The sequence below is a fragment of the Bifidobacterium sp. M0307 genome, from assembly GCF_016100445.1.
GTDB lineage: Bacteria > Actinomycetota > Actinomycetes > Actinomycetales > Bifidobacteriaceae > Bombiscardovia > Bombiscardovia coryneformis.
Genome location: NZ_JACFSL010000001.1, coordinates 1,492,774 through 1,518,445 on the forward strand (window position 1 = coordinate 1,492,774; position 25,672 = coordinate 1,518,445).

The following is a 25,672-nucleotide window of genomic DNA, read 5'->3' on the forward strand; positions in this document are numbered from 1 at the left end:
GGATTGACATGAGCGGAAAAGCGAAACTGTCGGCCGGTCTGACGATTCTGGCGGCCCTGGCCGTCCTGGCGGCCGGCTGGCTGCTCTCGGGCCTGAATGATGGCCGGATGGCCACGACCACGCCGGAACCGGAGCCGGTAGCGACATCGAGGAAGCCGGCGGCGACCCCTCGGCCGGAAACCGCCCCCGGCAGGTCCGTGGCCGCCACGGCCTCGGCGGCTTGTGTGGATCTGGCTCCCCGGACATTGAAGGCGTACATGGGCGAGGACCGTTCCAGGCTGAAAGGCCCCTGGTTCACCGAAGATGCGCAGGGTCTGGATGTGCCCGTGTCCGGAATCGCCCCCCAGCCGGTCGAGACGTTCACCGGTTCCTTGAACACCGGGGCGGACCGGTCGATGGCGGTGTGCAGCGTGTGGACCGGTCTGGAGTCCCCGTGGATACTCCAGTACCGGTACACGAACGAGGCGGGCTGGCTGGCCGTCATGGTCCAGGGTCCGGCCGAGGGGGCGTACACCCTTTCCGGCGGGCCGCGCCCATGAGCGGGCCGCTGTCGGGGCGTGAGTCGTGCGGGGATCTGTACCGCATGGCCCTGGACCCGGAATACTGGGACCTGATCGGGGAACTGGCATCTTCGCCGGCCGCCTGGCCGGACTTCCGCCGTTGGGCGGACCAGGCGGCGCAGGTCGGCCCGGAGCTGGCCGGGGAGCCGCCCGAACCCCCGGAGCGGGCACGCTCGATCTGGCCGTTCCGCCGTACCCAGCACGGGAGGCCGGCATCCACCGCCCCGGCCCCGGACCGCGACACCGAGGCCACACAGACGTTCCCGGCCGTCCCCCCGGCCGAGATATGCGAGGAACGGCCGAGAATGGCCTGGCGCGGCCATGTCCGCAGCCTGGCCCGGCCCGTCGCGTTCACCCTCGCCACGGTCATGCTTGCCGGCATCGGCTACGCCGGCGTGACCCTCGCGATGCGTCCGGTGGACGGGCAGACCGCCCAGGCCGGTCATGACCGGCGGCAGGTCCAGAAGGGGCAGCTTGCCAGGTCCAGGAGGGACGCGGAGGATCTGCTGAAGAAGGTGGCCGCCAGTCCGGTCGCCGACGATGGCTCTCTTCCCGGCCCCGTGGCTGAGGTCCGTAGCGCCCTCGATGATGGCCGTGGACCGGACCAGGCGGCCAGAATCGGGCGTGCGTGCAGGCGGCTGGACAAGGTGTGGGGGTCGCTCATGGACACTCGGGCCGAAGAGTTGGCCAGAATGCTGGATGGGCTTGTCGGCAGGGCCGACGGCCTGGCCGGTGCGCCCGATTCCGAAGACCACCGCTCCCTGGCCGCCCTGGCCGACGACTGGCGGGGCCGCAGGGTCGACCGGGACAACCTCGCCGAGGCCGCCCAGGCCGCGACCGACCTCGACCGCCTGGCCACATCCGTGCAGGCCGACGCGGAACGCCAGGCCCGGGAGGCTGCTGAAGCGGCGGCCAGGGAGGCGGATGTGCCCCGACCGCAGTCACCGACGTACGTGGCCCCGGGTCCTGGGACGGTCGCGCCGCAGCTCGTGGATGGACAGAACAATGCCCCGCCCGCCGGAGGCGGAGCGGGGCAGGGAGGCGGCCGGCCGTCATGGTCGGTGCCGGCCCCAAGCGGTCCTGATACGGGACTCCCTGACCGGGACCCCGGCCTGTGACATGGCCGCCCAGCCGGGCGTATGGCGCAGGCTGGACCTGGGACTGGCCACCGGCCGGTCCGGGTCGGTCTTTGCGCTGAGGAAGGGTTTTACGCCACGCAGCAGGTAGATGCACCGGTCGTCCGGGAGCTTGCCTATCTCGTCCGGGGTGAGGAGTTCCCTCCCGGCGCGCCTGTTGTTGATCGTGAATGACCCGTGGCTGCCCTTGGTGATGTTGTTGTCGCGCAGGTCGATGGTCTCCTTGCCCAGGAGTCCGGAAACCCATTTGGGGGTGGTCTCGTCGCCCTTGCCGACACCCAGGCACAGGATCGAGTCGCAATTGCCGACGATGGTCTCCCAGTTGTCCTTGTAGCGGGCCTTGATCTGTGCGATGTCCTGAAGGATGACGCTCACGGATATCCATCGTCCTCGGATGGTGCCTATCAGCTGTTCGAAGTTGGGAATCTGTCCGATGTTGGCGAACTCGTCCAGGAAGCAGTGCAGCGGGACGGGCAGGTGGCCCTCGGGGGTGTGGTCGGCCTCGTAGATGGTGCGCTCGAAAAGCATCTGGTAGAGGATTGCGGCCAGGAAGTTGAACGTCCTGTTTGTGTCCGGCAGGACCAGGAAAAGGGCCGTCCGGCCCCCGTCGCAGAAATCGTCCAGGCCGATGGTGTCCGTGCCCTCGTGGCCACCCAGGAGCGCCCTCACCTGGGGAACCTGCATGGGGGCGAGACGTACGCCGGCACTGATGATGATGCTCTTCTTGGTCTCACCGGCACCCTGCTCGAACGTGCGGTACTGGGCTGTTGCGAAGTCGAGGCCATCCACGATCCGGTGCACCTCGTCGTCCCACTCGTCGGGGTGTTCCCGCACTTCCCGGATCATGTCGCGGGACGCGGACATACGGGCATCCACCTCGCTCATGGCCTGCTCGTCCTCCTCGCTGGCCTGCATGGCGGCCACCAGGTCAATCATGGCCGGCATGGACGGATGCTCGGCCGTGTAGTACACGAACGTGAGCAGCGCGTTGTAGAGGGCCTTCTCCGCCTTGGTCCAGAACTGGTCGCCGCCGGCTCCTGCGTTCTGCCGCTCCTCGGTGTTGCGGATCAGGTTGTCCGACAGCAGCATGATGGACTCCTCCGGCTTGTCCGGGTTGATATAGGCCAGGGGGTTGAACCTGTCGCTTGTGGCCATGTCCACCAGGTCGAGTTTTCGGACCGCATACCCCCGTTCCCGGAGGGCATCGGAGCAGGAGCGGTAGATCTCCCCCTTGGGGTCGGTGATTGCGTAGTTCATGTTCATGCGCATCAGGTTGGGTTTGACATATCCCCTGGTCTTTCCGGAACCCGAACCACCTATCACGGCCACGTTGAGGTTGCGGTGGGTGGCGTTCACGTCCAGGCTCAGCGCCTCGGTGGCGGTCATTTGCAGATTCTCGGCCGGCTCGGGATCGCAGTAGGGTTCGATGTCCCGACCCTCGCCCCATTCGGCCGAGCCGTATTCCTCACGGTCCCGGTAGTTCTTGCGGTCGATCCACCGGTAGAACCAGACCAGGGCCATGATGCCGGCCGCCGTCAGCCCCGCGAGCATGTCCATCTGGTCGAAGCTGAGCCTGAGCGGGTCCTGGTACAGGACCATGGGTGCCTGTTGCAGGATGTCGGTCAGGTCCGAGCCGGCGGCGGCGAGGTGGCGGACCTGCATACATACAAGGTCGGCCGCCCAGAAGGCAGCCAGTTCGGTGACGGCGATCACTGCTCGGTTGCTGTGGCGCATGGTTGCGTTTTCCTTTCCTTGGTGCCGGCGTGGGCGCGGCCGCTCCGCCGTTTTTTCTTCCCATCGCCGTTTCTGATGTAGTCGGTGGCGCGTTCCGATATCCGGTCCAGAAGATCCTCTCGGCGCAGGAGGGCGGGGATCTCCAGGGTGTCCGGGAGGCTTTGGACCTGGATCGGTGTCGTGTCCGTCTCCTGGCGGACGGGGAGATGGCTCCCGCCGCCGGCGGCCGCCGGCTTGCCGGCCGGCAACGGCACCACCGTGGCCATCGCCCCCTGGTCGGACAGGAGGGCATCTTCCCGGCCGGCCATGATGGCGACAAGCCGCCCGGCGGGGGTGTCGGGGTCGATGGTCCGGTCGGGGGCGGCCCCCATGTCGGCCAGCTGGCAGGCATGGGAGCCGGGGTGTGCTGTCACCAGCAGGGTGGAGCCTGCTGTCGGGTCAATCGGCATGGGAGCCGTCCAGACTGGTGCCGCAGCAGATGACCTGTGCCGTGAGCATCGGCCGGCCGTCCTCCTCGTCCACGGTCCCGACGACCAGGATGGTGTCCCTCTGTCGGGCCTGGCGGCTCTTCAGGTAGCCGGCGAGGTCCGGTCCGGCCATGACCCCGACGGCAAGCTCCTGTCCGTCGGGTTGGGCGAGAACCAGGTCGAAGCCGGCCCCGTCCTGGTCGTACCGTGGATCTGTGAGCAGTTGGCCGGTCACCCACACACGTACGGGTTCTTGCTCCGGCATGGTCAGCGGCTCCCCTTGGAGTGTGCGTGTTTCTGCACGTCCATGGCCGGGGCCTGCTGCTGCATCCTGCTGTCGGTCCGCTGCACAAGGTCGGCCATGAAGCTGCTTTTGCCTGCGGCGGCCGGCCGGCCGGTGGCCTCACCGTCCCGCTGCGGGGCCGGGTGGGCCTGTTGCGGGGTTTCGGCCCTGGCCTGGATTCCAGCATCGACGGACTTCATGATTTCCTCGGTGGCGGCGGCCCTGGACTCCTTGCTGAAAGCGGGACCTCCTGGGCGCGGCCCCTGGGGGCCGGTGTACCGTTCGGCCGCCTTGTCGGTGATTCGCTGCACGACCTCCCTGGCGTGGTCCCGGTCGTAGTTGCCTGCGGCCATGTCCCGGGCGGCCGAGCCCAGCACCGATTTCATGGCCTTGCCGGTCTTCTCGTCGGCCTGGATGTAGGCGGCCAGCTCGTGGGGGCCGTCCTGAGATGGGTTCGGGCCGGGTTCCTGGACAGGCGCGGCCTGGGCGGGCGGAGCCTGGGCGGGTTCCTGGGCGGGAGAGGCCGGCTCCTGTCCGGGCCGTGCGGCCTGCTCCTCCCTGCGGGGTTGCAGGCTGGCCTTGATGCCTTTGACAAGTTCCCACGGGTTGTCGAGCTGAAGGGTCTTGCGTTCGGCCCCCTTGCCTTTGAAGAGTTCGATCCGCTTGTCGGTCGGGAAGCTGAGCGTGACGCGCCGCCCGTTGGCCTTTGCCTGGCGCATGGAGTCGGACATGAACCGGTCGAGGGCGTACCCGGAAACGTCAACACCGTTGACCCTGGTGCCATTGGGCATGTTGACGATGGCCTTTTCGAAGGTCCGCCCGTCCTTGGCCTTCATCTGGTATGGGCGCAGATATTGGGAGGGAATGCCGACCCTGGCCCACTGGGTTTTCTTTTCGCCCGGTTCGTCCTTGGCCGGCGAGTCCCGGACCATGCCCAGGAACTCCATGTGTTCACGCATGCGCTCCACGACACCGGCAGTGACACCGGCCATCACCTCGGCCGACGGGCGGACCTGATGGTCTTCGGTGACCCTGTACTGCTCGATGCCGTCCTGGGCTATGGCCGCCGCAACTTGCTCAATGCCCTCGTCGCTCACTTCTGCCTGAGGGTTATCGCGCCAGGCCGCGTACAGCCCTGTGGCGTATCCCTCAATGCGTGCGTTGAGGCGTTCGGTGTTGTCGATGACGACGAGAATCCCGTGAACCTCGTCATACTGCGGTTGTTCTGCCATGGTTTTTCCTTTCTTTGGCGTCCCGTGGTCCCGGGACGTTGGTCTTGTTGCTCTTTCGAGGGTGACTTTGGTGAACCGGGCGATCATGCGGTCCCATTGCGGGACGGGTGTCCCGCGCGGCGTGAGGATCTGCGGCTGCTGCCCCTGCCGGACCAGTCCGCCCTGGATGTAGTCGGGTTCGGGCGGATGCTCGGTGCCTAACGGGTGACGGACTTCCTGCTGGTAGTAGTGGATCAGTCTCACGCTTTCGTCCATCATCCGGTTTTCGTCCATGGGTCCGGGTTTGGCCCGTTCGGGTACTTCCGTGTAGGCGCGGGTCTCGAGAATCGGCCGCCCGAATTGGTCGTCGTACTGCATGTGGGTGAACGTGTAGGCGGCCCCCTGGGGGGATTTCAGGTCGCTCCAGGCCACGATGTGGATGTCCTTCCCCCCCTCCTCCATCGCCCAGGCGAATGGTCTGGGGGTCTCGTCCAGGGCCTTTTGCAGGTATGAGGCGCGCACCAGGTCCGGCTCCATTGCAGTCCGTCTGGCCACGGTATCCTCGGTGGCGGCGTGCCAACCTTTGGGGAGTTCTGCACCGCTGATGGGGTCTGCGAGGGTCACGGGCTTGGAAAAACTGGCACCCTGGGCATCGATCGGGCGCTGGTCGCGTCTGGACAGGTCGAACAGCGCCTCTCCCAGCACCCGGTTGGCGTACATGTCGGTGGGGCCGCGCAGGTCGTTTTCGATGGGGTTGGGGAAGGTCCATGACTCCGACTGGGAGAGTTCCCCGGTTTCCCGGTCGGCGGTGTATGAGAGCACCAGTATGGTGTCGGGGTCCACCGTCAGGCCTCTTCGCACGGTCGGTCCGCTCATGGACGTGGGCTGGATGACACGCAGCGTGTCGTCCTGGATGACCCAGCCGATGGGGTTGAGACCGCGTTCCTCCTCCCGGATGTCGTTGATGGTGTCCTGCATCCGGGCGGTCATGGCGAGCCGTGTCGCGTAGTCCATCATCGTCCCTTTCCGTGCTTGATGGCCCGCTTGGGGGCTTCCTTGCTCTCGGCGAGCTTGTGCTCGGTGCGCTTGTTGAGCATGGTCAGGAATTCGTTGCGGTCTTTTTTGGCCGTCTGTGCCGGCGCGGCCTTGCCGGGCCTGGCGGTCATGCCGTCCTTGCCTTTGCTGACGGTCTTGGCGGGGCTGGCGGTTTCGGCAGTCTTGGCAGTCTTGGCGGTTTCGGCGGCCGGCGGGGTGTTCTTCCGCCCCTCCGTGTGAGCCTTGCGCGGCGTGCCTGCGGGTCGGGCCTTCTCCCGTCCGGCGGGGGCGGGCCGGTCCCCGTCGTCCATGGCCGGGGTTTCGGTTTCTGCGGGGCCGTGGTGTTCCGTCTCGGCGGGGGCCGTGGACGGGTCGCACAGTTGGTCGTAGTTCTCCACGCGGTCGGTGCTGAAATGATCTACCTTGTCCGAGTAGGCATCGATGAAGGACCGTACGGCGGGGGCGTAGGAGGCATCGAAGGTGAAGCTCTGCTGGTCATTGCCCGGGCCTGAATCCTGCGTGAAGGGTATCTGCATCTGCTTGAGGTTGGAGGTGATGATGTTGGCGTTCCGGTCCCATTCCACGGTGTTGAAGACCATGGTGAAGGGGCCTTTTCTCTTGCTGTGTGTGGGCATGTTCCGGCTGGCCTGTTCCCGGGCCTGCCTGGCGGCCTGGCCGCTGTCGCCCGCACTCCGCGCGGGGGCGAAGGAGTCGGGGTCCAGCTCCAGACCGATGCTGCGGAAGGCGCGGGCGACGGCGTGCTGGACGTGATCGATGTCACGGCCTTGGAAGTGCAGGTAGTGCTCGTCGCCGTCGTGTTCTATCGCGAAGTCCAGGCCGGCCTGTTTCAGGCTGCGGCCGACGGCACGGAGGCTTTCCGGGTCGAGTTCGATTTCATGAATGTCGCCGCCGGCGACCCGTTGGAGCCGTCCCTCGCTCATGCGTCCGCTGTCGATTCGGTCCCTCAGGGCATCAACTGTCTTGCGGACGCTCCACCCTCCCGCACCGGCCAGCTGGGCGGCAAGCCGTCCGCTGATCCTGACGGTGAGCCGGGCCGCCTCGCCGGCCGCCTGTTGGCCGATGTATGCGAGCCTGGATGATATCTGCTCTTCTATTGCCATGGTTGTCTCTTTCCCGGCCGTCAGAAACGGCGGCCGTGTTTGCGGGTCTTCTGTCTGGTGGTTTCCTGTTCCCGCTCCTCGCTCCTCTCGGTGCGGCGGGAAAGTCGTTTGAGGCTGGCCAGTTCGGTTTCGAGCTGGCCCAGGCGGCGGTCGTTCTCGTCCACGTCGCGCAGGATCTCCCTGGCCTCGTTCTCGTCGTCCGTGGCGAGGTCCGAGGCGGCCACTACGCGGGCCTGGAAGTCGGCGCGTTCATCGCGCACCCGGCGTTCCAGGCGTTCGATGGCCGCCCCCAGGTCCCCGTCGCCGGCGGTCCATTTGCGTGCCGTGCTCAGTTGCCTGGCCATGTCGCGCAGCTGGTCTAGGCGGTGTCCCTGGACGGCGTAGTAGCGGCGCTGCGCGTCGCTGACTCCTGGCCTGATGGGCAGGCGGGCCTCGGTGAGGCTGGCCAGGTTCATGTCGGGTGCTGCGAAGTTCCGGTAGAGTCCTTCCGGCCGGATGGTGCGCAGGTAGCGCCCCTTCTGGTCGGTGATGGTCTGGTCGTTGTCCACGCCGATATAGGCCCTCCAGGTGCGGCCGGCGCGCACACAGCGGTCCAGGGGGATGGTGATGGTCTCGCCCCTGCGGGTGCCGGGCAGGCAGACGGTGACCGACCCTTTATCGCGCCGGGCTATGAGCTTGGCATCGAAACTGATCTGGATGACCTGGGCGCGTGACAGTTTGGCCATGATGTTGGATTCGTCGTATGCCTGTCCGAGGCGCAGGTCGCGCACTTTCAGCCCGCTCTTCGTGTCGGTGTAGGTCAGGTGCCGGCCTCGGACGGAGACCTCGATGCCCGCCCGCGCGGCGCGTGCGGTGAAGTCCGGGAAGCTCTCGGCGTGGGCGGCGGCGAGGTCCAGAGCGGTCCGCATCCTGTCCTTGATGCCGTCCCCGCGCACACCCGAATAGATCTCCTCCAGGCTTCGTCCGTGACGTTCGACCTTGGGTTTCCTGATGACCCCGAGGCCGTGCTCCTTGCACAGACGGTCGCTGATGTTGCGCCACTTGCCGAGGGTGCTTTTCTGCATCCGCAGCATGGCGTGGTCGTCGTCGCTGGCGTTGCAGATGACGATGTGGTTGTGGATGTGGTTCCGGTCGGTGTGCGTGGCGATGACGTACTTGTGGTTGCCGCCGGTGATTTCGGTGGCGAAGGCCTTGCCGAGAAGGTGCGCCTCCTCGGGGGTGAGGTCGTCCTCGGGGTCGAAACTCTGGATGACGTGTCGGCCGAGGACGGTACCCGAACGGATGCCGAACCGGGTGGCCTTCAGGTCGTCGGCCATGGCACGGGCTATGCCCTCCGGGGCCGTGGCGGCGCTGCCGATGACGCTGACAAGCCGGCCGCCCTCGGTCTTGTCCGGGTTGATGATGTACTTGATGGTCTTGTCCAGGCCGGTCTTGACGCTCTTCACCTTGACGACGGCCATCACTGCCACCCTTGGTCGGCGGCCTTGGTGAACAGGTCGTTGAGGATGGATTCGACGCGGCCCAGACCCTGCACCAGGGTGTCGTACTGGTCCGAGGTGAGGGTGCCGGTGGCGTTGGCCACATGGGCTATCTGGTTGATGTTGTTGCCGATGCGGGCGATTTCCGGGCGGATTTTCGCCGGGTCCGTGATCACATGCGTGGTGTGGACGCTGCCGTGCATGAGCATCTCCCGCGCGAACTTCATGTAGGTGGTGTAGCCGAAACCGTCCTTGATGCTCTCGAACAGTTCCCGGGACCTCGCCCATTCTTCACGCGAGAAGGTGACCTCCTTCCGCACGGGGCGAGCAGCCGAACGACGTGCGCCGCTCATGCATTGCCGCCTTCGGCGCTTATGGGGTTCGGGTCTCCCGTCGTTGTCCGGCGGAGCCGGCAAGCAGCAAGTATCCGGATACTTGCTATGCTTGCTAACCCCAAACCCGACGGGTTTGGGGAGGGCATTTCACCTACGCGGGCGGGTCCTTGGCCTGGTCCGTCCTGAACGATTTTCCGGTTGCGCCCTGTTTTTCTCAGATTCACGGATAACCTCGCTTTCTGTCACGTAAAGGCTCACACGGTTTGAGCAAAAAACGGGGCCCAACGAAAAAAAATCGGAAGGAAAAATATGAAGCTGTCGAAAGTACAGAGCGAATGGGTGAAGCACCTCGTCGAAGAGTCAACAACAAGGGAGCGCGAAGCGCTGAGAAGCAAAGAGAAAGCCGTTTCGGAATTCGGGGTGGCCCTGGCGGCCTGGCATGAATCGACCGAGGAGGTGCGGCGGGCATGGGCCGAGTACAAGGCCGCGACGGGTGCGACCCGGAAAGAGACGGCGGAGCGCCTGCACCTCAGCAACGCGGAGCTGAACTTCATCACGGCCCCGCCCTCCGCCCCCGACCCGGACGATTCCGATCGGGTCGGGTGACCGGCCCCCGCCGCCTGCCCCTCGCGGGGCGGGCGACGTTGCGGTTCTGGTTTATAGGCGGAGGTTGTTCTCGGCTTGTTGGTCCTCCTGTCCCTGGCGGTATCCGTTCATCCATATTTCATCGGGGTCGTACCAGCCGGCGGGTGTCCCGGTGGGGATTTGCCAGTCGGTGTTGCTGACGGTGATGGGTCCTCCTTGTCCGTCGATGGTTTCGGCGGGGGTGAGCCATCGGGTTTCGCCGGTGTGGTCGATGGTCGCGAAGATTCCCTCCTGACCGTCGGTGAGGTCGGCTCCTTGTTCCCAGGCGGCGATGGCGTTGCGGCTGTCGCACTGGTGGGGGCCGTGGCTGTATATGCGGCTTATGCCGTTGTGGGCCATGTAGCCGGTCTTGCCTTCCTTGGTCCACCGGAACGGGTGGGTGTTGGCTTCGCAGACGGGGCCGTTGGTGGCGAGCCTGAAGTGCATGAGCACGGGGGCGGCGGTGAGGTCGTCCAGGTGGGCGCAGATGTAGCGGAGCGTGGTCTCGTTGTCGGCGGAGCGGTAGCGGCGGAGCACGGCCCCGTCGTGCCAGGCTATGCCGGCCCCGTCGGGGTTGGCCTGGCTCATGGCGGCGAGTTGGTGAATGGTGGGCATGGTGCCGGGGGCGGCGGTGCAGATGACGCACATGTTCAGCGGTTTCCTTTCCTGGCGATGGCGGGCACGGCGTTCGCCCAGGCGGTGCGGCTGGTGGCCTCGATGTCCTCTTCGGCGAGGTGGAAGGGGTGGTTTTCGAAGAACCGCCACATGGTCTTTATCCAGCGGATGGCGGGCAGGAGGGTGTCCACGGTTTGGGTGTTCCAGGGGCCGAACGTCCTCAGTTCGATGGTGTTGTCGTGGTCGCAGTTCACGGCGCAGTCTTTGCCGCTGTAATAGTCGCGGAGCGTGCACCAGCGGGAGGTGAAGCTGTCCGCGTGGCGCATGTTGAGCCAAAGGGCTTTACCTTTGTCCAGGCCCTTAAGGGCCGCGACCCAGCGGCCGCCGGCCTGCCTGGTGGTGCGGGTGACGTGGATGTGGCCGCCCGCTTCGTACTGGGAGGTTTCGGGGATGATTCCGTCTATGAGGTCACGGAGCCGGGCAAGGGTTTCGGGGTCGGTCGCCATGGGCTGGGTCTGGTATTCCATGCCGGCCCTGGACAGGCTGTCGTCGTGGCACCATGAGGCCACCAGGTCGTGAGAGGCCAGGGCGTGGTGGTCGTGGCTGCCGTCGATTTCTATTTCGATTCCGATGGTCAGTGGCTTGCCCTTGATGTTTTCCGGGTAAGGGTTCGCGTAGGTCTCGGCCCGGTAGGCGGGAATGTCGTGGTCGCATTTTTCGCACCTGATGTCGTCGGGGTCGTCCTCCTGGCTGATGATGCACCCCCAGCATCCATAGCTGTTGCAGCATGGGCAGAAATTGGTGCACGAGCAGCAGATTCTTCTTGCGCAGAGCGGGCACCTGAATATGCCATCCGGTTGGTTGCATACCTCGCAGGTGGTGTTGATGTCGGTCATGTCTTCTCCTTGCTGTCCGGGCGGGCACCTCCCGCCTGACAACCTCCACCAGGTGCGGGCGGAGCGGAGGGCGCGGCCCGTGTGCGGACCGGGACGCGGCGGGCCGGTGGCGGCGTGGCACGCTGTTGGGCCACGCCGTCGCCGGGCGGGCGCGGATCGGGACGCTCCGGGTCGTGACCGTAGCGACCCGTGCCATGATGGAGGGGGTCAGGCGGGAGACGGCACCGAGTCCCACTCCCGCAGGGCGTGGGACGGCGGGGACCAGCCACCGGCCCTATATGGCCGGTGTCCGTTTCCCTGCGCCTCCTTCGGGGCGCAGCGGCGGCGAGTGGTCCCCGGGAGGGGGCCGGGAGCCGGCGCATCGCGGCCGGGTCGGGCATGGATCGGGACGCTCCGGCGCGCAGCGATGCCCAGACGGTGACAGGATGATGGTCCAGGCGGAAAAGGGGGCGGTACCGCATCCGCATGGATGCAACCGTCCGGAACCAGCCGTCGCCCGAAGGCCGATATCCGTTACCGGGCCTCCCCCCGGGCGGCAGCCCTGGGAAATCAGGCTCCGCCGAAAACCCTGTCGTGCGCATCCCCGCCAGTATCGACCAGGGATTTTGACGAGTGTGATCTAGGTATTCCCCTGAAGGGGTTTTTGGAAGTTGTGGGGCACAGCAATGGTGCGCTGTTTTACCGCGTAGAGCGAGGCTTTGACTGGAAAATGTGGTATTTACCGCGATTTACTGCGATTTAGCGCGATTTGGCGCGATTTGGTGTATTATATGGATTTGAGTTAAGACCGATCAGACGCTTTCCGGTTGGTGCCTATCAACCACCTGTTACCCCGAAAGGCGACGAAGGCCTCCGGCATCATGCTGGAGGCCTTTTGCATACAGTAAATGGAAAACCCCGGCTCGATGGCCGGGGTCAGATAAAAGCGGAGAGGACGGGATTCGAACCCGCGGATCAGAATTATTGAGTTAAGCCCGATCAGACGATTATCAGTCGGCCGCAATAGACCGCTCTGCCACCTCTCCGTCGATTGCTATGGTACCACATTGGCGATGTTGGGTTTTAGATGTTTAAAGGCACTATTCAGGCATGGAAAAGAACGGACAGAAACCCGCCTTTATCATTGCGAGGATACGGCAGTCACCCCGTACACATGGAAAACGTACTTTCGGCACCCTCTTCGGCAGGCGTGACCGCGCACACCCACAACCAGGACAACGGATCTCTTCAGGCAAGCATTTTCAGGGGCGTGGTTTGCCCCTGAAAATGTGCGGCAGCGCAATGATTGACCTGATTCAGGTCGCCCGGGTTCGGGGTGGGAGCTCCGCAGTTCCCCGCATACGAAAAACCGGCAAGCACTCACGGGGTCCCCGTTGGTAGTGCTTGCCGGCGGAAGAGCACAGCTGCCGTGACCTTCAGGCTCGATCCGTCCTAGGGTCATGCGGTTCGTCCAGCCCCAGGGACATCCCGTCCGCGTCCTTGCTGCCCTTACACACGGCTCGCCTGCTCCGCAGGCTTGTACCGATGGAAAATCCGCGGGAGGCTGTACGGCTTGGCCCTGCACAGGCCGATTGTGACACGGCTACCATCCTCAAGCTCTATCCGAATACGAATACTGGCTGGGTCGGAAACCCCCTCGACGGTGCATGTACCGTCTCTGCCCTTGATCTCCTCATCGGCCTGGCATATGGTGTCGTAGGCCCGGAAAAAGTAACCCATCCAATAACGGTCTTCACCACCTATCTCGTAGGCAGGATATGGGTACTTCAAGCGGATGGCATCGATGCTCTCGCCTGACTGACTCCGCCACTGCTTGCGATTGTCCGAGTAGCCTTCGGCTTCCTGTTCAAACTGGTCCCGCAGAGCCTTGTATCGGGACATGAGCGCGTCGCGTAAGGCATCGCGCGCCACATCCTGCCATTCCGGATTGCAGAGTTCGAATGTCCTGGTCTTGCTCATAGTCATCCCCTTGCTCCCTTGTCTGAACTTCAGTGGCACCGAGTTTACCGGTCACTCGCACCGGTGGTGCAGGTTTGCAACGTGTTGATTGTCTGGGTCTGTTCGGCGGTGCTCATGGTGAGCCGGTACTTGTGTTTGATGTAGGCGCGCTTGGCCATGTAGTCGCAGTGCCAGGCCTTGTTGTCGGGCATCCATACGGGGTCTGTGGCGGCCTGCCAGTCGATGCCGTCCCCCTTGGCCTGGTTGCTCCGGCCGTCGGCGGCCTGGAGAACCTCGGGGTCGTTGTAGTAGTCGGCCCTCTCCCCCGCCCGGTCCGGACTCCACAGGCCGGATGCCCAGGCATCATGGACGGAGACGACGTGATCGATCTGGACCAGGGGGCTGGTGTCCGGCCCCCTGAGAAAACGGATGTCCCGGCCCGTGTACGGGTCATGGAAATCCCCGGCCGCCACCCTGCACCCCGACTTGAAACGGACGTTGTCCAGATCCCGCTGAAGGATCAGGTCCCTGGTCGTGGCGTACTGGCAATCCCCGCCCTGCTTGCGCCACTGCCCGAACTGGCTCTCCCTGTGGTACCCGCCGGTGTGCGGACGGTCCTCCACGGGGCCGTCCAGTGCGTACCGCGCGGCTGTCGCGTAGTCAACGGGTGCCCTGAAGGACTCGGAGAAGGACCCCGGTTCCGTCCCCGGACGGCCGGCATCCGGCCGCATCGAGGCCCCCAGGAACGACGCGGCGGCCAGGGCGACCGTGACACATGTAAGGGCCAGCCGCCTGGTGGCGACCCTCCTGGCGCGTCTCCTCCCCGTCCTCACGACTCCTGCCCGCCATTGTCGCCCCCATCGGGGGAGACATCGTAGTACCCGCTGGCCTGCAACCAGGCGAGGCGTTTCTCCTGCATTCGGTCCTCCAGGAAGATGATCAGATAGAGCACCAGGGCAACGACGACCGGAAGCACTACGAACCAGTCGAGAAGCATGATCGCGCCGCACCAAGCGCCAAAAAGGATAAGCACGGCCGGCTGGTAGAAGGCAGCCACCACCATGCACCACCCTCGACTATCTGGGTGGTTGTGCCAGGTGAGGAAGCGCCACAGCACGCGAACGGAATTTGACAGCACGAAGAACATCAGCATGATGCACAGGAAGACTCCCATCACCCCAGATGCAGAGGCCATGATCAGCAGGTAGTCATCCAGCTGGTTGCGGAAAAGCAGGCGAGCCAGCAACACGAATCCTGTGGTCACGAGCACGGTCCTTATGCCCGCCGCACCCAGCTCTCTCCTGCTACGCCGGCTCTCCACCAGGGACTCGACCGCGATTACCGCGCACATGATCGGCACCAGCCAGGGCAGCACATCCATACCCGAGAATCGGACCACCAACAACCCCATGATGCTCGCCGGCAAGGTAACAGATGCCGTATAACCCCAGACCCCAAGCCTGGTCGCAAAAAACGAAGACAGGGCAAGGGTTTTCTCCAGGCCCCGGGCAAGGACCCCCTTCTTCTGCGTTTTCCGGTCCCCGGCGGATTCGTTGTTGCCGGATTCGTTCATATTGTCGTCCATGGTTTCCCCTCACCACCCAATGTCGGGTGCCTTGTTCCGAGAGTTTCCTTTTCCTGGCTCTCCCTAGGATTGCACCGTTCCAGGTAAAAACAGGGCGCAACGGGAAATAGCCAGGGCCTAGCACTCTTCATTCAGCCGAACAGCTGCCCTTGCCTGTATTCATTCTCGCTTCTGGCCAGTATCCTATCGATTACGGGCAGGGGCAAGCCGTAGGCTTCCAGGATCTTCTCCGGCTGCGGAATACGCACGCCCTTGTGGCTCCTGTACGAGAGCATACTGTCCACCGCCTGCCTGAGGTCATCGGTGGTGTCGTAGATGTAGGCCTGCGTCGTAGCCAGGGACTCATGCCCGAGAAGCGACTGCACCTTGACCACATCCCCGGTCGCCTTCCACACGTCGGTGGCGAACCGTCTGCGAAAGGAATGAGGCGGCCACCCCGTTCCGTCCTTGACCAGGGCATAAGCCGTATCCGGGCAGATATGCCCCCGGTGCCGGCCAGGAAAGAAGTACCCCTTGGGAAGAGACGAAAGCTCCCTGGTCAACCCGTCGCTCAAGGGCACCATCCTGTCCTTGTCGCCCTTACCGTGGACCAGCAGACTCATACCGGCCAGATCCTCCAGCAAATCATCCGACCTGGCAGCAATGGCCTCCGATCTCCGCAGACCCGCTTCACTAAAGAGCCTGACCAGGAGACGGACCCTGGGATCGACGTGGTTCAACCCCCGATCAACAGCCGCCTGCGGAGCCGGCTTCTGCTTCTTACGTTGCCTCTTCACCGAAGGAATGCCCTCCATGGGATTGTCAACCACGACCTTTTCCCGATGCAACCACCCGTAGAAGGATCTCAGGGCGTTCACACCCGACCTGATAGAGCTTGTGGAAACCCCCCGGGTCAGCCAGGGAAGGACGTCCTGGGTTTGCACATCCTTGGGGTCTTTTCTGACGAAAATAGCGAACTGGGTCACCAGATACCACCAGTGCTCCACGGTCGCATCCGTATCACCACGCACCCGCAACGAAGCAACCCAGTCATCCACGCAACCGACCCACCCGGCTGGTGGCTGTCTATGCTCGGGAAACTCCATAAAGGCTCTCCTTGCCAAACGCATAAAAAAAGCCGGCAGGGCCGGCAAACCACTAGGGCATTTCAATAAAAATTTATTGTACAGGACCCATAAGCTTAAGAGCAACCAAAGCCACCATTACCGTCATCTCCGACCAAGAACAGCGATGCCCGTATGGTACGCTCCTTTTAAGTCGTGGGTTCTCGGTTCGAATCCGAGGGGGGGCACAAATCTGCTCTTGTGGCATGGCTAGGTACCTGGGTCCGCACGTTTTTCCATTAGTACCCGTTTTTCTCCGACATGTACGAACCCGGGATGGGGCTGAGCAGCCCAGGCCAAGAAAGAGGAATCATGGATAAGGAACCAACCTCCGGCGACCAGGAAATCAGTCCTCCATCCGGCCTGGAGGACTCCCAGACCCCTCCATCGTCGGAATCCGCAGAGAACACCGACGGAGCGACCAGGACCCGGCCCAGGTGGATGATCCCTGTCGTTACCGCCGCCGCCGTGGTTGCACTTATCGCAGCTGGCCTGATCTGCTGGCGGGTGGTTTCCAATCGTGAACACACCCAAGCTGTTGAGCGGTGTTCCGGGGCCGTGGCGCGTCTGGAGAAGCCGGCCGGCGGTGCCGCTGCCAGGATGGCACACTACCAGGAGGCTGCGGGTATCAGCTCCGATCAGGTCAAGGATGTCAAGACGGTGATCGCCATGGCCAGGGCCGTCAAGAACGCCGGCGGCATCAAGCCGCAGCCGGTCAGGTGCGATGCGTCCATGAAGACTCGGGACCTTGAGGCCGCCGCCGACAAGGCGGAGGATCTGAACGGCAGGTACGACAAGCTGGACAGGGCCGCGAAGGCGGTGCTGGCCAGTCGGGATGCGAAGGACCTGGATGATGCCCGCGCCGCCCTGGGCACGAAGAAGGATGAGGCCTCCAGGCTGCTGGGCGACAGTGACGGGAAGGTGGCGGACAACGCCACCCGCGAGGCCCTGCAGTCGGCCATCACCCTGGCCGGGCAGACCAAGGGCGGCAAGGCCCAGGCCTGGCGGGATGCGGTCGGTACGCTCCAGGCGGCTATCGACCAGGTGAACGCCTCCATGCAAACCAAGGCCCAGGCGGACCAGCAGGCCGCCGAAGAAGCCGCGCAGGCGGCGGCGCAGCAGGCCCAGCCCGTCCAGCAGACGGCCCCCTCATACGGCGGCGGCTGGTCAGCCCCCGCACCGGCCGCACTCGCGCCCTCCGTACCCCAGGGCGGTAAATCCAATTGGAGAGACAGGTTGAACAGTCATCAACCAATCGGCAATCACGGTTGTAGGCCTGATGGCGGCTGTGGTATTGGGTGATTGATTAAAGATGTGCCAGCGGGACCGGGTTCTTGGAAGGTTCCTATCCCGCTGGCTTTTTAATGTGGACGACCATAAGGCCATCCCCTTCATGATATCGGAAGGGAATTGAAAATATGCAAAAGTCAGGGAAGATCAGAGCCTGGGCCGGTCGGCTCGGGTGGCTGGACTCCGGGACAATATGCTGCGCAGGGGCCTTGCCGCTACGGCGGCAGACGGCACCAGGCTGCGCGGATCGGATGCCCGCAGGAAATAAGAAAACCCCCGGTTGCCCGGGGGGTACACATTCGGGATCGGTGAGGTCCGGTGACTTATCAGCCAAGATTAATCACCGGCACAGCCGAATCCTATTGAGGTAAGGATGAACATGTACAAGAATCTACTGTATCACGGAGCCTCGCGCTTTCCTCTGATGTCGTAGGGAATCGTACACGTTCGCAGGAAGAGGGGATATGAGCAAGGAAGAGGAAGAACGAATCACAACGGCCTTGGTTGATATGGGGGAACCCGATCAGGGCCGCACGCCGGACAAGGATGATGCGACTGAGGAGCACACCCGGCGGGGGACGGTGATTGCTGTTGTCCTCCTCGCGCTTCTTGTCTTTGGGCTTGCAGCGTCTGTCAGTTATTTCATCTACACGCGGGAAACGCACTCCACGGCCAAAGAACAGTGTTCTGTGTACGCGAACCCCCTTGAGGAGGCTTCCACATCCAGGGCCGTCCTCTGGCGGAAGGCCTGGGCGGTCGGCTCCGATCAGGTCAAGGATGCCAAGACGGTGGTCGCCATGTCTAGGGCCGTCAAGGATGCCGGCGGCATCAAGCCCGAGACCGTCAGGTGTGATGCCTCCATGTCCACAAAAGATCTGGATGCAGCCAGCCGGAAGGCCGAAGACCTGGACGGCAAGTACAAGAAGCTGGACCGGGCCGCGAAGGCGGTTCTAACCTCACGTGATGCGAAGAATCTGGACGATGCACGCACCGCCCTGGCTGCGAAGAAGGAAGAGGCCTCCGAGCTGCTGGGCGACAGTGACGGGAAGGTGGCGGACAATGCCACCCGCGAGGCCTTGCAACAGGCCATCGGTCAGGCCGAGCAGACCAAGGGCGACAAGGTGAAGGCCTGGCGGGATGCGGTCGGTCCTCTTCAGGTGGCCATCGACCAGGTGAACGCCTCCATGCAGGCCAAGGCCCAGGCGGACCAGCAGGCCGCCGAAGGAGCCGCACAGGCGGCGGCACAGCAGCAGGTCCAGGCTGTCCAGCAGGCGAGACCCTCCTACGGGCGAGGCGGAGGCGGAGTCTGGTCAGCCCCCGCGCCGGCCGCACCTTCAACACCTCAGGGCGGCGGCGTTTCCCCCGACATTGATGCTTGGTTGCACACCATTACACCTAGTCAATGTCATGCAGGTGGACCTTGCGGTATTGGGTGATTGATTGAAGATGTGTCAGCGGGACCGGTTTCTTGCAGGTCTCCTATCCCGCTGGCTTTTATTGTGGACGACCATGAGTTGGTGTACGAGCTTGATGTGGTAGTGGATGGCCCGGAGACGGGCCGTACTCCCACTCACCCTTGGAGAGGTACCTGGGTTACCCCCCTTAACCTCATCGAGGTCGTCGCACACATGCTTCATCAATACCCATCCACAACATAAGTACTCTATAAAGCAGCCCCCCATGATGCGTAAAGACGTTCCGCGGTGGTTTTCAGCTGGGAATCTACGCATACGCTCAAATCCGCAGCGAATCCCGGAGGAGGCATTCGAGGGCCTTGGATACTTGGTCAGTCGAGACCCAACAGCTGCTAGATAGACAGTTCGATTTCTGTCTATGCCTGCCGAGGTTCCCTTCTTGGCTATGCTGCAATTCACCGTTAGGAACCGACCGACATGGCGCATTCAGCTCTTTCTAGTCACGCGGTCTTACGACCCTGTCGAACATGCGATGCAGACCGCTTTGGTCGCCGAGGACGGCGTTCTTCGACGCTTGGATGTTCTCCTCTTTGGATATGCGGCTCCAGGGAATCTCCCACCCCGCTTCACGCGCAACGATGCTCCAATAGGCCCGCTGTGTCCTGCCGTTGCCCTCACGGAACGGATGGATCACGTTCAGGTTGTCGAAGTTGACGGCCAGCCTGGCAACGAACCTGTCCCTGTCCATTCCCCCAAGCCAGTGGTCCTCCCTGAAAACCTCCTCGTAGTACCGGATGGCCGTGCGGAAGGTGACGACGGGTTGGAACAATGGCCCGCCACCTTTACTCATGTCCACCGTCCTCAACTCCCCCGCCCACTCATATACATCCTGGAACAAGGCCTTGTGCATCTCCTGGACCTGCCTAAAAGTGCCGTCGATTTTCGGCGGGTTCTCCATGAGCTCGTTCATTCTCAGGAACACCAGATCGTTTTCCCTGCACTCCAGATCGGACCAAGTAGTCGCCCCGACCTTGTTTCTGAGCACGTCGGCGCCTTCTACGAGATAGGGATCTTGCGGCGCGCCCATCTCAGGACTCCAGTCCGTAATGAGATCTGGTCCGCTTGACCAGAGTGGGAATGTCGGTCCGCCCCTCGACCCACTCTCGGACCTGCTCACGCATCCAGGGCGTGATGGATCCGCTCTCCATCTCTATGGAGTGGATGCTCTCCTCCACAATCTCCCTGCGGCCATGAATCTCCGTCGTCATGTCCCTTCACCTTCCCACCAGGTCATAGTTGAGGCCCCGGTAATCTGCGTCGGTCTCCCCAGATACAACCTGGAGCTTCAACAAGTCTCTTCCTTGGACACCTGACAAGCACACCCCACTCATGACGAAGGACCCTCTGTGCAGGGAGGCGCATGCCCGACTGTGCCAGGCCCTCTATATCCTACGTGGACGATTAGCAGCCCCCCCCCCTCAGTTTCGTCATATCTCTTATCTTCCCGACTCCCCTTGTTGGGGTCGGGAACTGGGGCTGTTCTGATTGGTTCGCTGTTCGTACACCGTTTTCTTGAGATTCATAGATTCCTCACGTTCCATAACGTAAAGGTTCACATGTTTTGAACGAAAAACGGGGCGCAACGGAAAAATCAAAAGGAATATGGAACTGTCGGAAACACAAGGTAATTGAGCGACTCGACCTATCCAGAAGTCCCGGTTGGGGGATCACGACGAATTGAAAAGTAAGCAGAAGCTCTATCAGGGTTCGCTGCTGTCCTGGACGACAGCAACAGGTCCGCATGCCTAGTGATTTTGCGGTAGGCTCGTATCCGGTGTTCACTGACTTCTGAGAGGTTGACGCGCAATGAGACGGCAGAAGACAGGAGCACCGCCCGGACAGCACGAGGTACCGATGCCCCAGGGCGATAGGCAGGAAGCACCCAAGGCTCCCTCGGTCTTCACTTCCCGTCGACCTGTGCGAACCTGGAGGGAGAACCAAGTGGCCCGAAGCCGAGAAAGAGGAACCATGGACAAGGAACCCACCACTGACAGCCGGAAGACCAGCCGCCGTCCCAAGTGGATGGTGCCTATAACGGCTGTCGCTGTCGTTGTTGTGTTGGCAGTGGCCGGCATCGTCGGGTGGAGCCTGTACGAGCCGCGTCGGCACGATTCCGCAGTGGCGAGCTGTGTAGCATCGGTCAAGTCCATGTACGACAGCTCCAGGACCGCACAGGCCACTGTGGACCAGTACCAGGAGGCGGCCGCCATCCGGGCTCCTCAGGTGCAGAATCCGAAGACGGTAAGCAACATCCGCAAACTTGGCAACACCATCAAAAGGACCAGCGGCACCAGGCTGCAGAGTGTCCAATGCGACGCCGCCATGTCCACAGCAGAACTCCGCGACGCAACCGACACGGCCCGTCGATACGACACCAGGTTGAACGAGCTCTCCAGCCAGTACACGGAGGCCGCCAAGGCCGTGGTCGCTTCACGAGACGCAAAGAGCCTCCAGAATGCCAAGGACACCTTGGACAGGCGTAAGGGCGAGGCGTTGAGTCTTCTGGTCGACACCGATGGAAAAGTAACGGATGGCGCCGCACGCGATGGTCTGCAGACCGCCATCGAGCAGGCCGGACAGGCCAAGGGCAACAAGCCAGATGCATACCTGGAAGCTGCCGCCTCACTCCAGGCCGCCATCGACCAGGTGAACGCCTCGGTTCAGTCCCAGACTCCAGCCGGCCAGTAAGCCCAGCCTGTCCGGCAGTCGGTTCCCTCCTCGGTGCGGCGACTGCGCTCCGCCCTGCCGGACGGGATAGGGAGCAGGCAGACCGCCCATTCCGGCGCTCACACTTAGGGGAAGCGGGAATACCAACCGTTCGTATCTGTTGTATACTGACGAGGCCGGTCGCGAAGAGTGCCGGCAAGGTTTGATAACTGAAGATTGGGGCTGATCGGTTTCGACGGTGACCTGTTCGTCGCAGGGAAGCGTGCCGAGAACGCGGGGGTCCGCTCGTTAATGTCCTCCCGCAAACAACAAGTGCTAAATCTAACCGCACTGAGTTCGCTCTCGCTGCCTGAGCTTCGCGCCAGGATAAACCAGTGAGCAGCTGCTCCGTTCACTCTCCTTCGCCTTCGGGGGGATGCTGAGCGTCATTAAGAAGACTTGCCCGGACCGCTGCACCGCAGGACGATCCGGGGACTTTTCCTGCGGCTATGCCCGCCACCAGTCGTCTGCGACACAGGTGGGGGCAGACAGATAGCCATAACGGCCAGCAGACTACGCACGTAGAAGACTGAGGGTACGGTCATCGGACCGGGGTTCAATTCCCCGCAGCTCCACTCGAACAAGGCTGCCCGGGTTCACCCGGACGGCCTTGTTGTTGTAATTCCGCCATTTACCGCCGTTTTCAGATTGAAGCGAATACTCGGTTCCAGACCGCTTAAAGCCGTTTCTAATAGGACAAACACGCGGGAAGAACCAGGGTATTCGACAGCATCCTCTACAAGCCCGATAAGAAACATCCCAAATGGATCGTGGCGCCTTACCCCACGTCGATCGACGCCTTCGACCGCTGGCCCGACTTGCCCATACAACAGAGCAAGACCTTCAAAGGGCCGGCCACCGAAGGCCGGCATCCATCAGTGGCCGGCTTCCAAACCTTCCAACTAACAAGTCATGAAAACCATGCATGCAGGGCTCTGAAACCGGTCCTCCGGACCGCCAGCCAGCACGGCCTGCCCCCCTCTGCGCATGTCTAGACGCAATCTGCGCCACTCATGGGCCCACCACGGCCCTCGGCCGGCCTCGATATCCTCAAAGAAGCGGAGGAAAAATGAGCCAGCACCATCAGGAACAAGCAGTGGAGGGATTCTTTTTACCTGATACAACTGCACTGATTGATTTACCAATTCAATTCCCCAAAACGAGGTCCACGAAAAGACAAACGTTTAGCCTTTGGAACCTATCCAGTGCACATGACAAAACCACGGAATAAGCCATTTGGCCAGTCTACGCTTTGATCCAGCTACAATCTCTTTTGGCTTTTACTTTTTCTTTGTTTAGCACAAGTCGGAACCAGATTTCAACGCCTACCATTGTAACCAATAAGAGTACTAGCCATACAACGAAGATACGCTCGGCTACAACAGCCCCGTGATGCTGTTTGCCCCACCGTTGACTAATCAACAATGGAATCGGAATTAAAAAAACTGATACGAAACAGAAGAGTGCTATATCCCTGCATATGCAGACGGTCTTAGCAGTATATATCCTTTCCAACAGCCCTCTGCAAAAGATAAGCGTCCCTTTTGCGCCTTTTACAACATAGGTCTTGTTTAAAAAAGGATCAACAAACTCCTTGATGCCAAAATTCCCGATGAAATGTCGACTAAGAGGTATTGCAAGCAATAAGGAAGCACACGCACCTGTCAAGCCTAAGGCAAAAAATAAAATCTCGGCATCAGGCAAAGGCTCCTTGGGATTCTCCGGGAAAAGCAATAAAGAGTAAAAACGCCAGAAAGCGTAGGCTGATGGGCCTGCTAGAAACAGGCTTGCGAACAAACAGCCAGGGGTGGTAAAGCCCAAACCGGAGAACACTCGGCTACCACCGTTCGGCCCGAGCATCCGACGAAAACTCTTATGCGCGATTTTCCTGTTGATCGCATTCGCTACCAACCCGAAAGAGAATCGATTAAGGTCGTTCTTGCTGCTCTCCATTTCAGCTATTACAGTCTCGGATCTTCTGGTCAATCTCCACAGGCGGTATGTCGAGGAAGGAATCCACTTCTCAAAGTTCACCGACACGGCTACTGTCACGAAAGACAACACCGCACTAGCAATAAACTGGAGCAGAGTAGTAGTATTTTCAGTGATCATCGTTAATTCTCTTCGGAATATAAGCGGTATCTATTGCAAGTAGGTACCGCGGATTCATCCCAGAGATACCCACTCTTGTTATGTGCTTCAGTCGACTCAATCCGAGGAGTCCTGTGATTTGTTAGTTGGTATTTCACCTCGCTTTAAAGCGAATCTGAGTAGGTTTGCCCGGATTCTTCTTTGCTCAGACTTACTGAACCCGCGAAAATCAAGGTAGCAATGTCCTGGAGCCATTTTCCCTATCTGCGATTGGTTGTCATCCGTCCAGTCATCAACGCACCTCAGAGGCCCCTTTTGTGCTTCGGAAGAAGTAACAGCCCAAACTCCAAGTGACGGTTTCGATGAATTAGCACAGTGCCAATCTCGCGCTTCCTGAGCCGTCACCTTAGAACTACGTGAATAGGATGCTTTCCCCTTATCACAGTTTTGTGGGCCAAAAGCAAAGGAAGCCGGCTGGTTTTTCTCTTCATCAAACAGCGGAGGGGTTATCTGACGGTACAGAAGTTCATCAGAAGGATCAATGATTGATTCGCCTGGCTCCAGCGTTTCTGTTGTCATGACTCAGACCTCAAGGTTTGGAAGACTGCAACATTCTCCTCAATGAATCGTTGGGCTTCTATCAAATTCCCGGTGTCCTCATCAGTACTAGTGAATTTATCCTGCGGAAGGGAAAACAAATTAAAACCAGTGCCAGCATTTGCGTCCAGGTCCGAATCGATTTCCACACTTACCACTTGCTCGGCATCGGCCCACTCGAGAGAAATCCCTCCCTCTTCTGTGGGGAATATGCCGGGAACAGGAAGCGATTTTTCGGCAATGCCTTCCAGCAGTTTCAAGGCAGCATCAATCGCTACGTCACTTATGGCAGGCTCATCCCCGTCATTCCAGTTCCTGCCGAGTGAAGCGATCTGAATAATACGGGATGCACCAACCGAATCAGGTTCAATATGAAAAAGGCTTATATCCTGTATTCCTGATATATGCCACTGCTTCCAATTTTCCTGAATCCTCATGTCGCATGTGATTCGCACGACTTCGGCTTTGTCGGGCGAATTCAGCGACTCCTTGATTTTAGGCATATCGTCCGGGTTACCATAATAGCCTTGATAGACAATATCCTTTGATATCTCTTTGAACTTGAAGCTCTTCTCTCCTGCATCCAATTCTGTGAACTGCCCGACCAGCTTCTGTTGACGTTTGCTCCGTGGCCCAGATTCACCTGAAGGCTCCAGCTGAAAATCATCACCACGGTCGTATGCCCTCTTCGCTTCAGTATGCTGTTTCCCTGTGATGCTGATTGTCTCGTCTGCGGAGATTAACGTTATTTCGTCATCCGGATCAAGAGAACCGCATATATCGATAATCGCCTTACCGATTTCAGTGGTTTTGTCTATACCCTCGAAGTTACCTCGATTGAAAGAGCCGAGCTGTTTCGCCACATCAGCTCCGGACCTCCGCAACAACGCCGCATGAGTCTCGTTAGTGGCCGGAGGAACACTTGCTTCAACCACAACGCAACCTTTTGTAAATGACAGCACAGGATCAATATGAGCTACTTCTTGTTTGGGACTTTCCCTAAAGGCAGTTTTCTGAATAGCCTCGGTGATCCTTTGGACTTCCGGGAGCGCGGAAACCGGGAAGAGACCATCGGTGAAACGTTCACCTCTGAATTCAAGTCTCAGGAACCGCTCTTCCTTTGTCATGTCTTTGATATTACTTCCGCTTAAAGATATTTTGAAATCTGACGAGGCAGGAGAACGGTAGATTACCCTATTCCGTTGTCATTACTGGTCTGCTGACATATATGATTCGATTCCCCGCAACTCCACTTTTTTACCACGTGCCACTTACGCACAGAAATGACGATAAGACCTGGTCACACTTTTCTACATCTCGTTATCGTATAGAGCTATCTGAGTTTGTGATGGCCAATTGAACATATATACATGTCATGTCCGGCAATAGGCG

The 25,672-nt window shown here is 61.2% G+C and carries 24 protein-coding genes, 1 tRNA gene and 1 other RNA gene; 7 read left to right on the plus strand and 19 right to left on the minus strand.

What is annotated here, in order from left to right:
* The first annotated feature begins 8 nt into the window (after positions 1-8).
* Positions 9-539, plus strand: a complete 531-nt coding sequence (locus tag H3V08_RS06270; protein ID WP_198181974.1) for a hypothetical protein — start codon at positions 9-11, stop codon at positions 537-539.
* The gene (locus H3V08_RS06275; protein WP_198181975.1) at positions 536-1,678 is read left to right on the plus strand and encodes a hypothetical protein; all 1,143 of its coding nucleotides are present in this window, start codon (positions 536-538) and stop codon (positions 1,676-1,678) included. The genes H3V08_RS06270 and H3V08_RS06275 overlap by 4 nt, the downstream gene beginning before the upstream one ends.
* Here the strand turns inward: H3V08_RS06275 and H3V08_RS06280 are convergent.
* Genes H3V08_RS06280 through H3V08_RS06310 form a run of 7 tightly spaced genes read right to left on the minus strand, consistent with a single transcriptional unit; the run spans position 1,613 to position 9,378 of the window.
* On the minus strand, positions 1,613-3,430 hold the full coding sequence (locus H3V08_RS06280) for a VirD4-like conjugal transfer protein, CD1115 family (RefSeq protein ID WP_198181976.1): 1,818 nt from the start codon (positions 3,428-3,430) through the stop codon (positions 1,613-1,615). The two genes, H3V08_RS06275 and H3V08_RS06280, sit on opposite strands and share 66 nt — an antisense overlap.
* Positions 3,406-3,879 (minus strand): hypothetical protein, encoded by a 474-nt coding sequence (locus H3V08_RS06285; protein ID WP_198181977.1) that lies wholly within the window; start codon positions 3,877-3,879, stop codon positions 3,406-3,408. Before H3V08_RS06285 ends, H3V08_RS06280 begins: the two co-directional genes overlap by 25 nt.
* The gene (locus H3V08_RS06290) at positions 3,869-4,162 is read right to left on the minus strand and encodes a hypothetical protein (protein WP_198181978.1); all 294 of its coding nucleotides are present in this window, start codon (positions 4,160-4,162) and stop codon (positions 3,869-3,871) included. The genes H3V08_RS06285 and H3V08_RS06290 overlap by 11 nt, the downstream gene beginning before the upstream one ends.
* A gap of 2 nt (positions 4,163-4,164) precedes the next feature.
* A complete protein-coding gene (locus tag H3V08_RS06295) occupies positions 4,165-6,408 on the minus strand; it encodes a hypothetical protein (protein WP_198181979.1) in 2,244 nt (747 codons plus the stop codon).
* The gene (locus H3V08_RS06300) at positions 6,405-7,547 is read right to left on the minus strand and encodes a DUF3801 domain-containing protein (protein ID WP_198181980.1); all 1,143 of its coding nucleotides are present in this window, start codon (positions 7,545-7,547) and stop codon (positions 6,405-6,407) included. The genes H3V08_RS06295 and H3V08_RS06300 overlap by 4 nt, the downstream gene beginning before the upstream one ends.
* A 20-nt stretch (positions 7,548-7,567) precedes the next feature.
* Positions 7,568-9,007, minus strand: a complete 1,440-nt coding sequence (locus tag H3V08_RS06305; protein WP_198181981.1) for a relaxase/mobilization nuclease domain-containing protein — start codon at positions 9,005-9,007, stop codon at positions 7,568-7,570.
* On the minus strand, positions 9,007-9,378 hold the full coding sequence (locus tag H3V08_RS06310; RefSeq protein WP_198181982.1) for a MobC family plasmid mobilization relaxosome protein: 372 nt from the start codon (positions 9,376-9,378) through the stop codon (positions 9,007-9,009). The genes H3V08_RS06305 and H3V08_RS06310 overlap by 1 nt, the downstream gene beginning before the upstream one ends.
* A 291-nt stretch (positions 9,379-9,669) precedes the next feature.
* Between H3V08_RS06310 and H3V08_RS06315 the strand changes: the two genes are divergently transcribed.
* Positions 9,670-9,966: a hypothetical protein gene (locus H3V08_RS06315; protein WP_198181983.1), complete on the plus strand. Its 297-nt coding sequence runs from the start codon at positions 9,670-9,672 to the stop codon at positions 9,964-9,966.
* Between the two features lie 51 nt (positions 9,967-10,017).
* Here H3V08_RS06315 and H3V08_RS06320 read toward each other — a convergent pair whose 3' ends face one another.
* The 7 genes from H3V08_RS06320 to H3V08_RS06350 all read right to left on the minus strand — a co-directional run bounded on the left by H3V08_RS06320 (position 10,018) and on the right by H3V08_RS06350 (position 16,103).
* Complete coding sequence (locus H3V08_RS06320; protein WP_198181984.1) at positions 10,018-10,632, minus strand: class II glutamine amidotransferase; 615 nt, start codon at positions 10,630-10,632, stop codon at positions 10,018-10,020.
* Positions 10,633-10,634: 2 nt separating this feature from the next.
* Complete coding sequence (locus H3V08_RS06325; RefSeq protein ID WP_198181985.1) at positions 10,635-11,495, minus strand: hypothetical protein; 861 nt, start codon at positions 11,493-11,495, stop codon at positions 10,635-10,637.
* A gap of 926 nt (positions 11,496-12,421) precedes the next feature.
* Positions 12,422-12,520 (minus strand) — tRNA-Ile (locus H3V08_RS06330).
* 463 nt (positions 12,521-12,983) lie between these two features.
* Complete coding sequence (locus H3V08_RS06335) at positions 12,984-13,454, minus strand: hypothetical protein (RefSeq protein WP_198181986.1); 471 nt, start codon at positions 13,452-13,454, stop codon at positions 12,984-12,986.
* A gap of 44 nt (positions 13,455-13,498) precedes the next feature.
* A complete protein-coding gene (locus H3V08_RS06340) occupies positions 13,499-14,266 on the minus strand; it encodes an HNH endonuclease (protein WP_198181987.1) in 768 nt (255 codons plus the stop codon).
* Complete coding sequence (locus H3V08_RS06345; protein WP_198181988.1) at positions 14,263-15,018, minus strand: hypothetical protein; 756 nt, start codon at positions 15,016-15,018, stop codon at positions 14,263-14,265. Before H3V08_RS06345 ends, H3V08_RS06340 begins: the two co-directional genes overlap by 4 nt.
* Positions 15,019-15,149: 131 nt before the next feature.
* Positions 15,150-16,103 (minus strand): tyrosine-type recombinase/integrase, encoded by a 954-nt coding sequence (locus H3V08_RS06350; protein WP_198181989.1) that lies wholly within the window; start codon positions 16,101-16,103, stop codon positions 15,150-15,152.
* A 330-nt stretch (positions 16,104-16,433) separates the two neighbouring features.
* On the opposite strand from H3V08_RS06350, the gene H3V08_RS06355 reads away from it, so the two are divergent.
* Together H3V08_RS06355 and H3V08_RS06360 are read left to right on the plus strand one after the other, a co-directional pair.
* Positions 16,434-17,423: a hypothetical protein gene (locus H3V08_RS06355; protein WP_198181990.1), complete on the plus strand. Its 990-nt coding sequence runs from the start codon at positions 16,434-16,436 to the stop codon at positions 17,421-17,423.
* Positions 17,424-17,875: 452 nt separating this feature from the next.
* A complete protein-coding gene (locus tag H3V08_RS06360; protein ID WP_198181991.1) occupies positions 17,876-18,847 on the plus strand; it encodes a hypothetical protein in 972 nt (323 codons plus the stop codon).
* Positions 18,848-19,322: 475 nt separating this feature from the next.
* Here the strand turns inward: H3V08_RS06360 and H3V08_RS06365 are convergent, their stop codons facing one another.
* Together H3V08_RS06365 and H3V08_RS06370 are read right to left on the minus strand one after the other, a co-directional pair.
* Complete coding sequence (locus tag H3V08_RS06365) at positions 19,323-19,913, minus strand: Fic/DOC family protein (RefSeq protein ID WP_198181992.1); 591 nt, start codon at positions 19,911-19,913, stop codon at positions 19,323-19,325.
* Position 19,914: 1 nt separating this feature from the next.
* On the minus strand, positions 19,915-20,094 hold the full coding sequence (locus H3V08_RS06370; protein ID WP_033498772.1) for an antitoxin VbhA family protein: 180 nt from the start codon (positions 20,092-20,094) through the stop codon (positions 19,915-19,917).
* Between the two features lie 760 nt (positions 20,095-20,854).
* On the opposite strand from H3V08_RS06370, the gene H3V08_RS06375 reads away from it, so the two are divergent.
* Both H3V08_RS06375 and ssrA read left to right on the plus strand, forming a co-directional pair.
* The gene (locus tag H3V08_RS06375; RefSeq protein WP_198181993.1) at positions 20,855-21,574 is read left to right on the plus strand and encodes a hypothetical protein; all 720 of its coding nucleotides are present in this window, start codon (positions 20,855-20,857) and stop codon (positions 21,572-21,574) included.
* A 197-nt stretch (positions 21,575-21,771) separates the two neighbouring features.
* Positions 21,772-22,170: a transfer-messenger RNA gene (gene ssrA / locus H3V08_RS06380) on the plus strand.
* 667 nt (positions 22,171-22,837) lie between these two features.
* Here the strand turns inward: ssrA and H3V08_RS06385 are convergent.
* The 3 genes from H3V08_RS06385 to H3V08_RS06395 form a co-directional block, all read right to left on the minus strand.
* Entirely contained in the window at positions 22,838-23,704 is an 867-nt protein-coding gene (locus tag H3V08_RS06385; RefSeq protein WP_198181994.1) for a hypothetical protein, read from the minus strand.
* 96 nt (positions 23,705-23,800) lie between these two features.
* Positions 23,801-24,262: a hypothetical protein gene (locus H3V08_RS06390; RefSeq protein WP_198181995.1), complete on the minus strand. Its 462-nt coding sequence runs from the start codon at positions 24,260-24,262 to the stop codon at positions 23,801-23,803.
* Positions 24,259-25,407, minus strand: coding sequence for a hypothetical protein (locus H3V08_RS06395; RefSeq protein WP_198181996.1), 1,149 nt, complete (start codon positions 25,405-25,407; stop codon positions 24,259-24,261). Before H3V08_RS06395 ends, H3V08_RS06390 begins: the two co-directional genes overlap by 4 nt.
* Positions 25,408-25,672 lie beyond the last annotated feature (265 nt).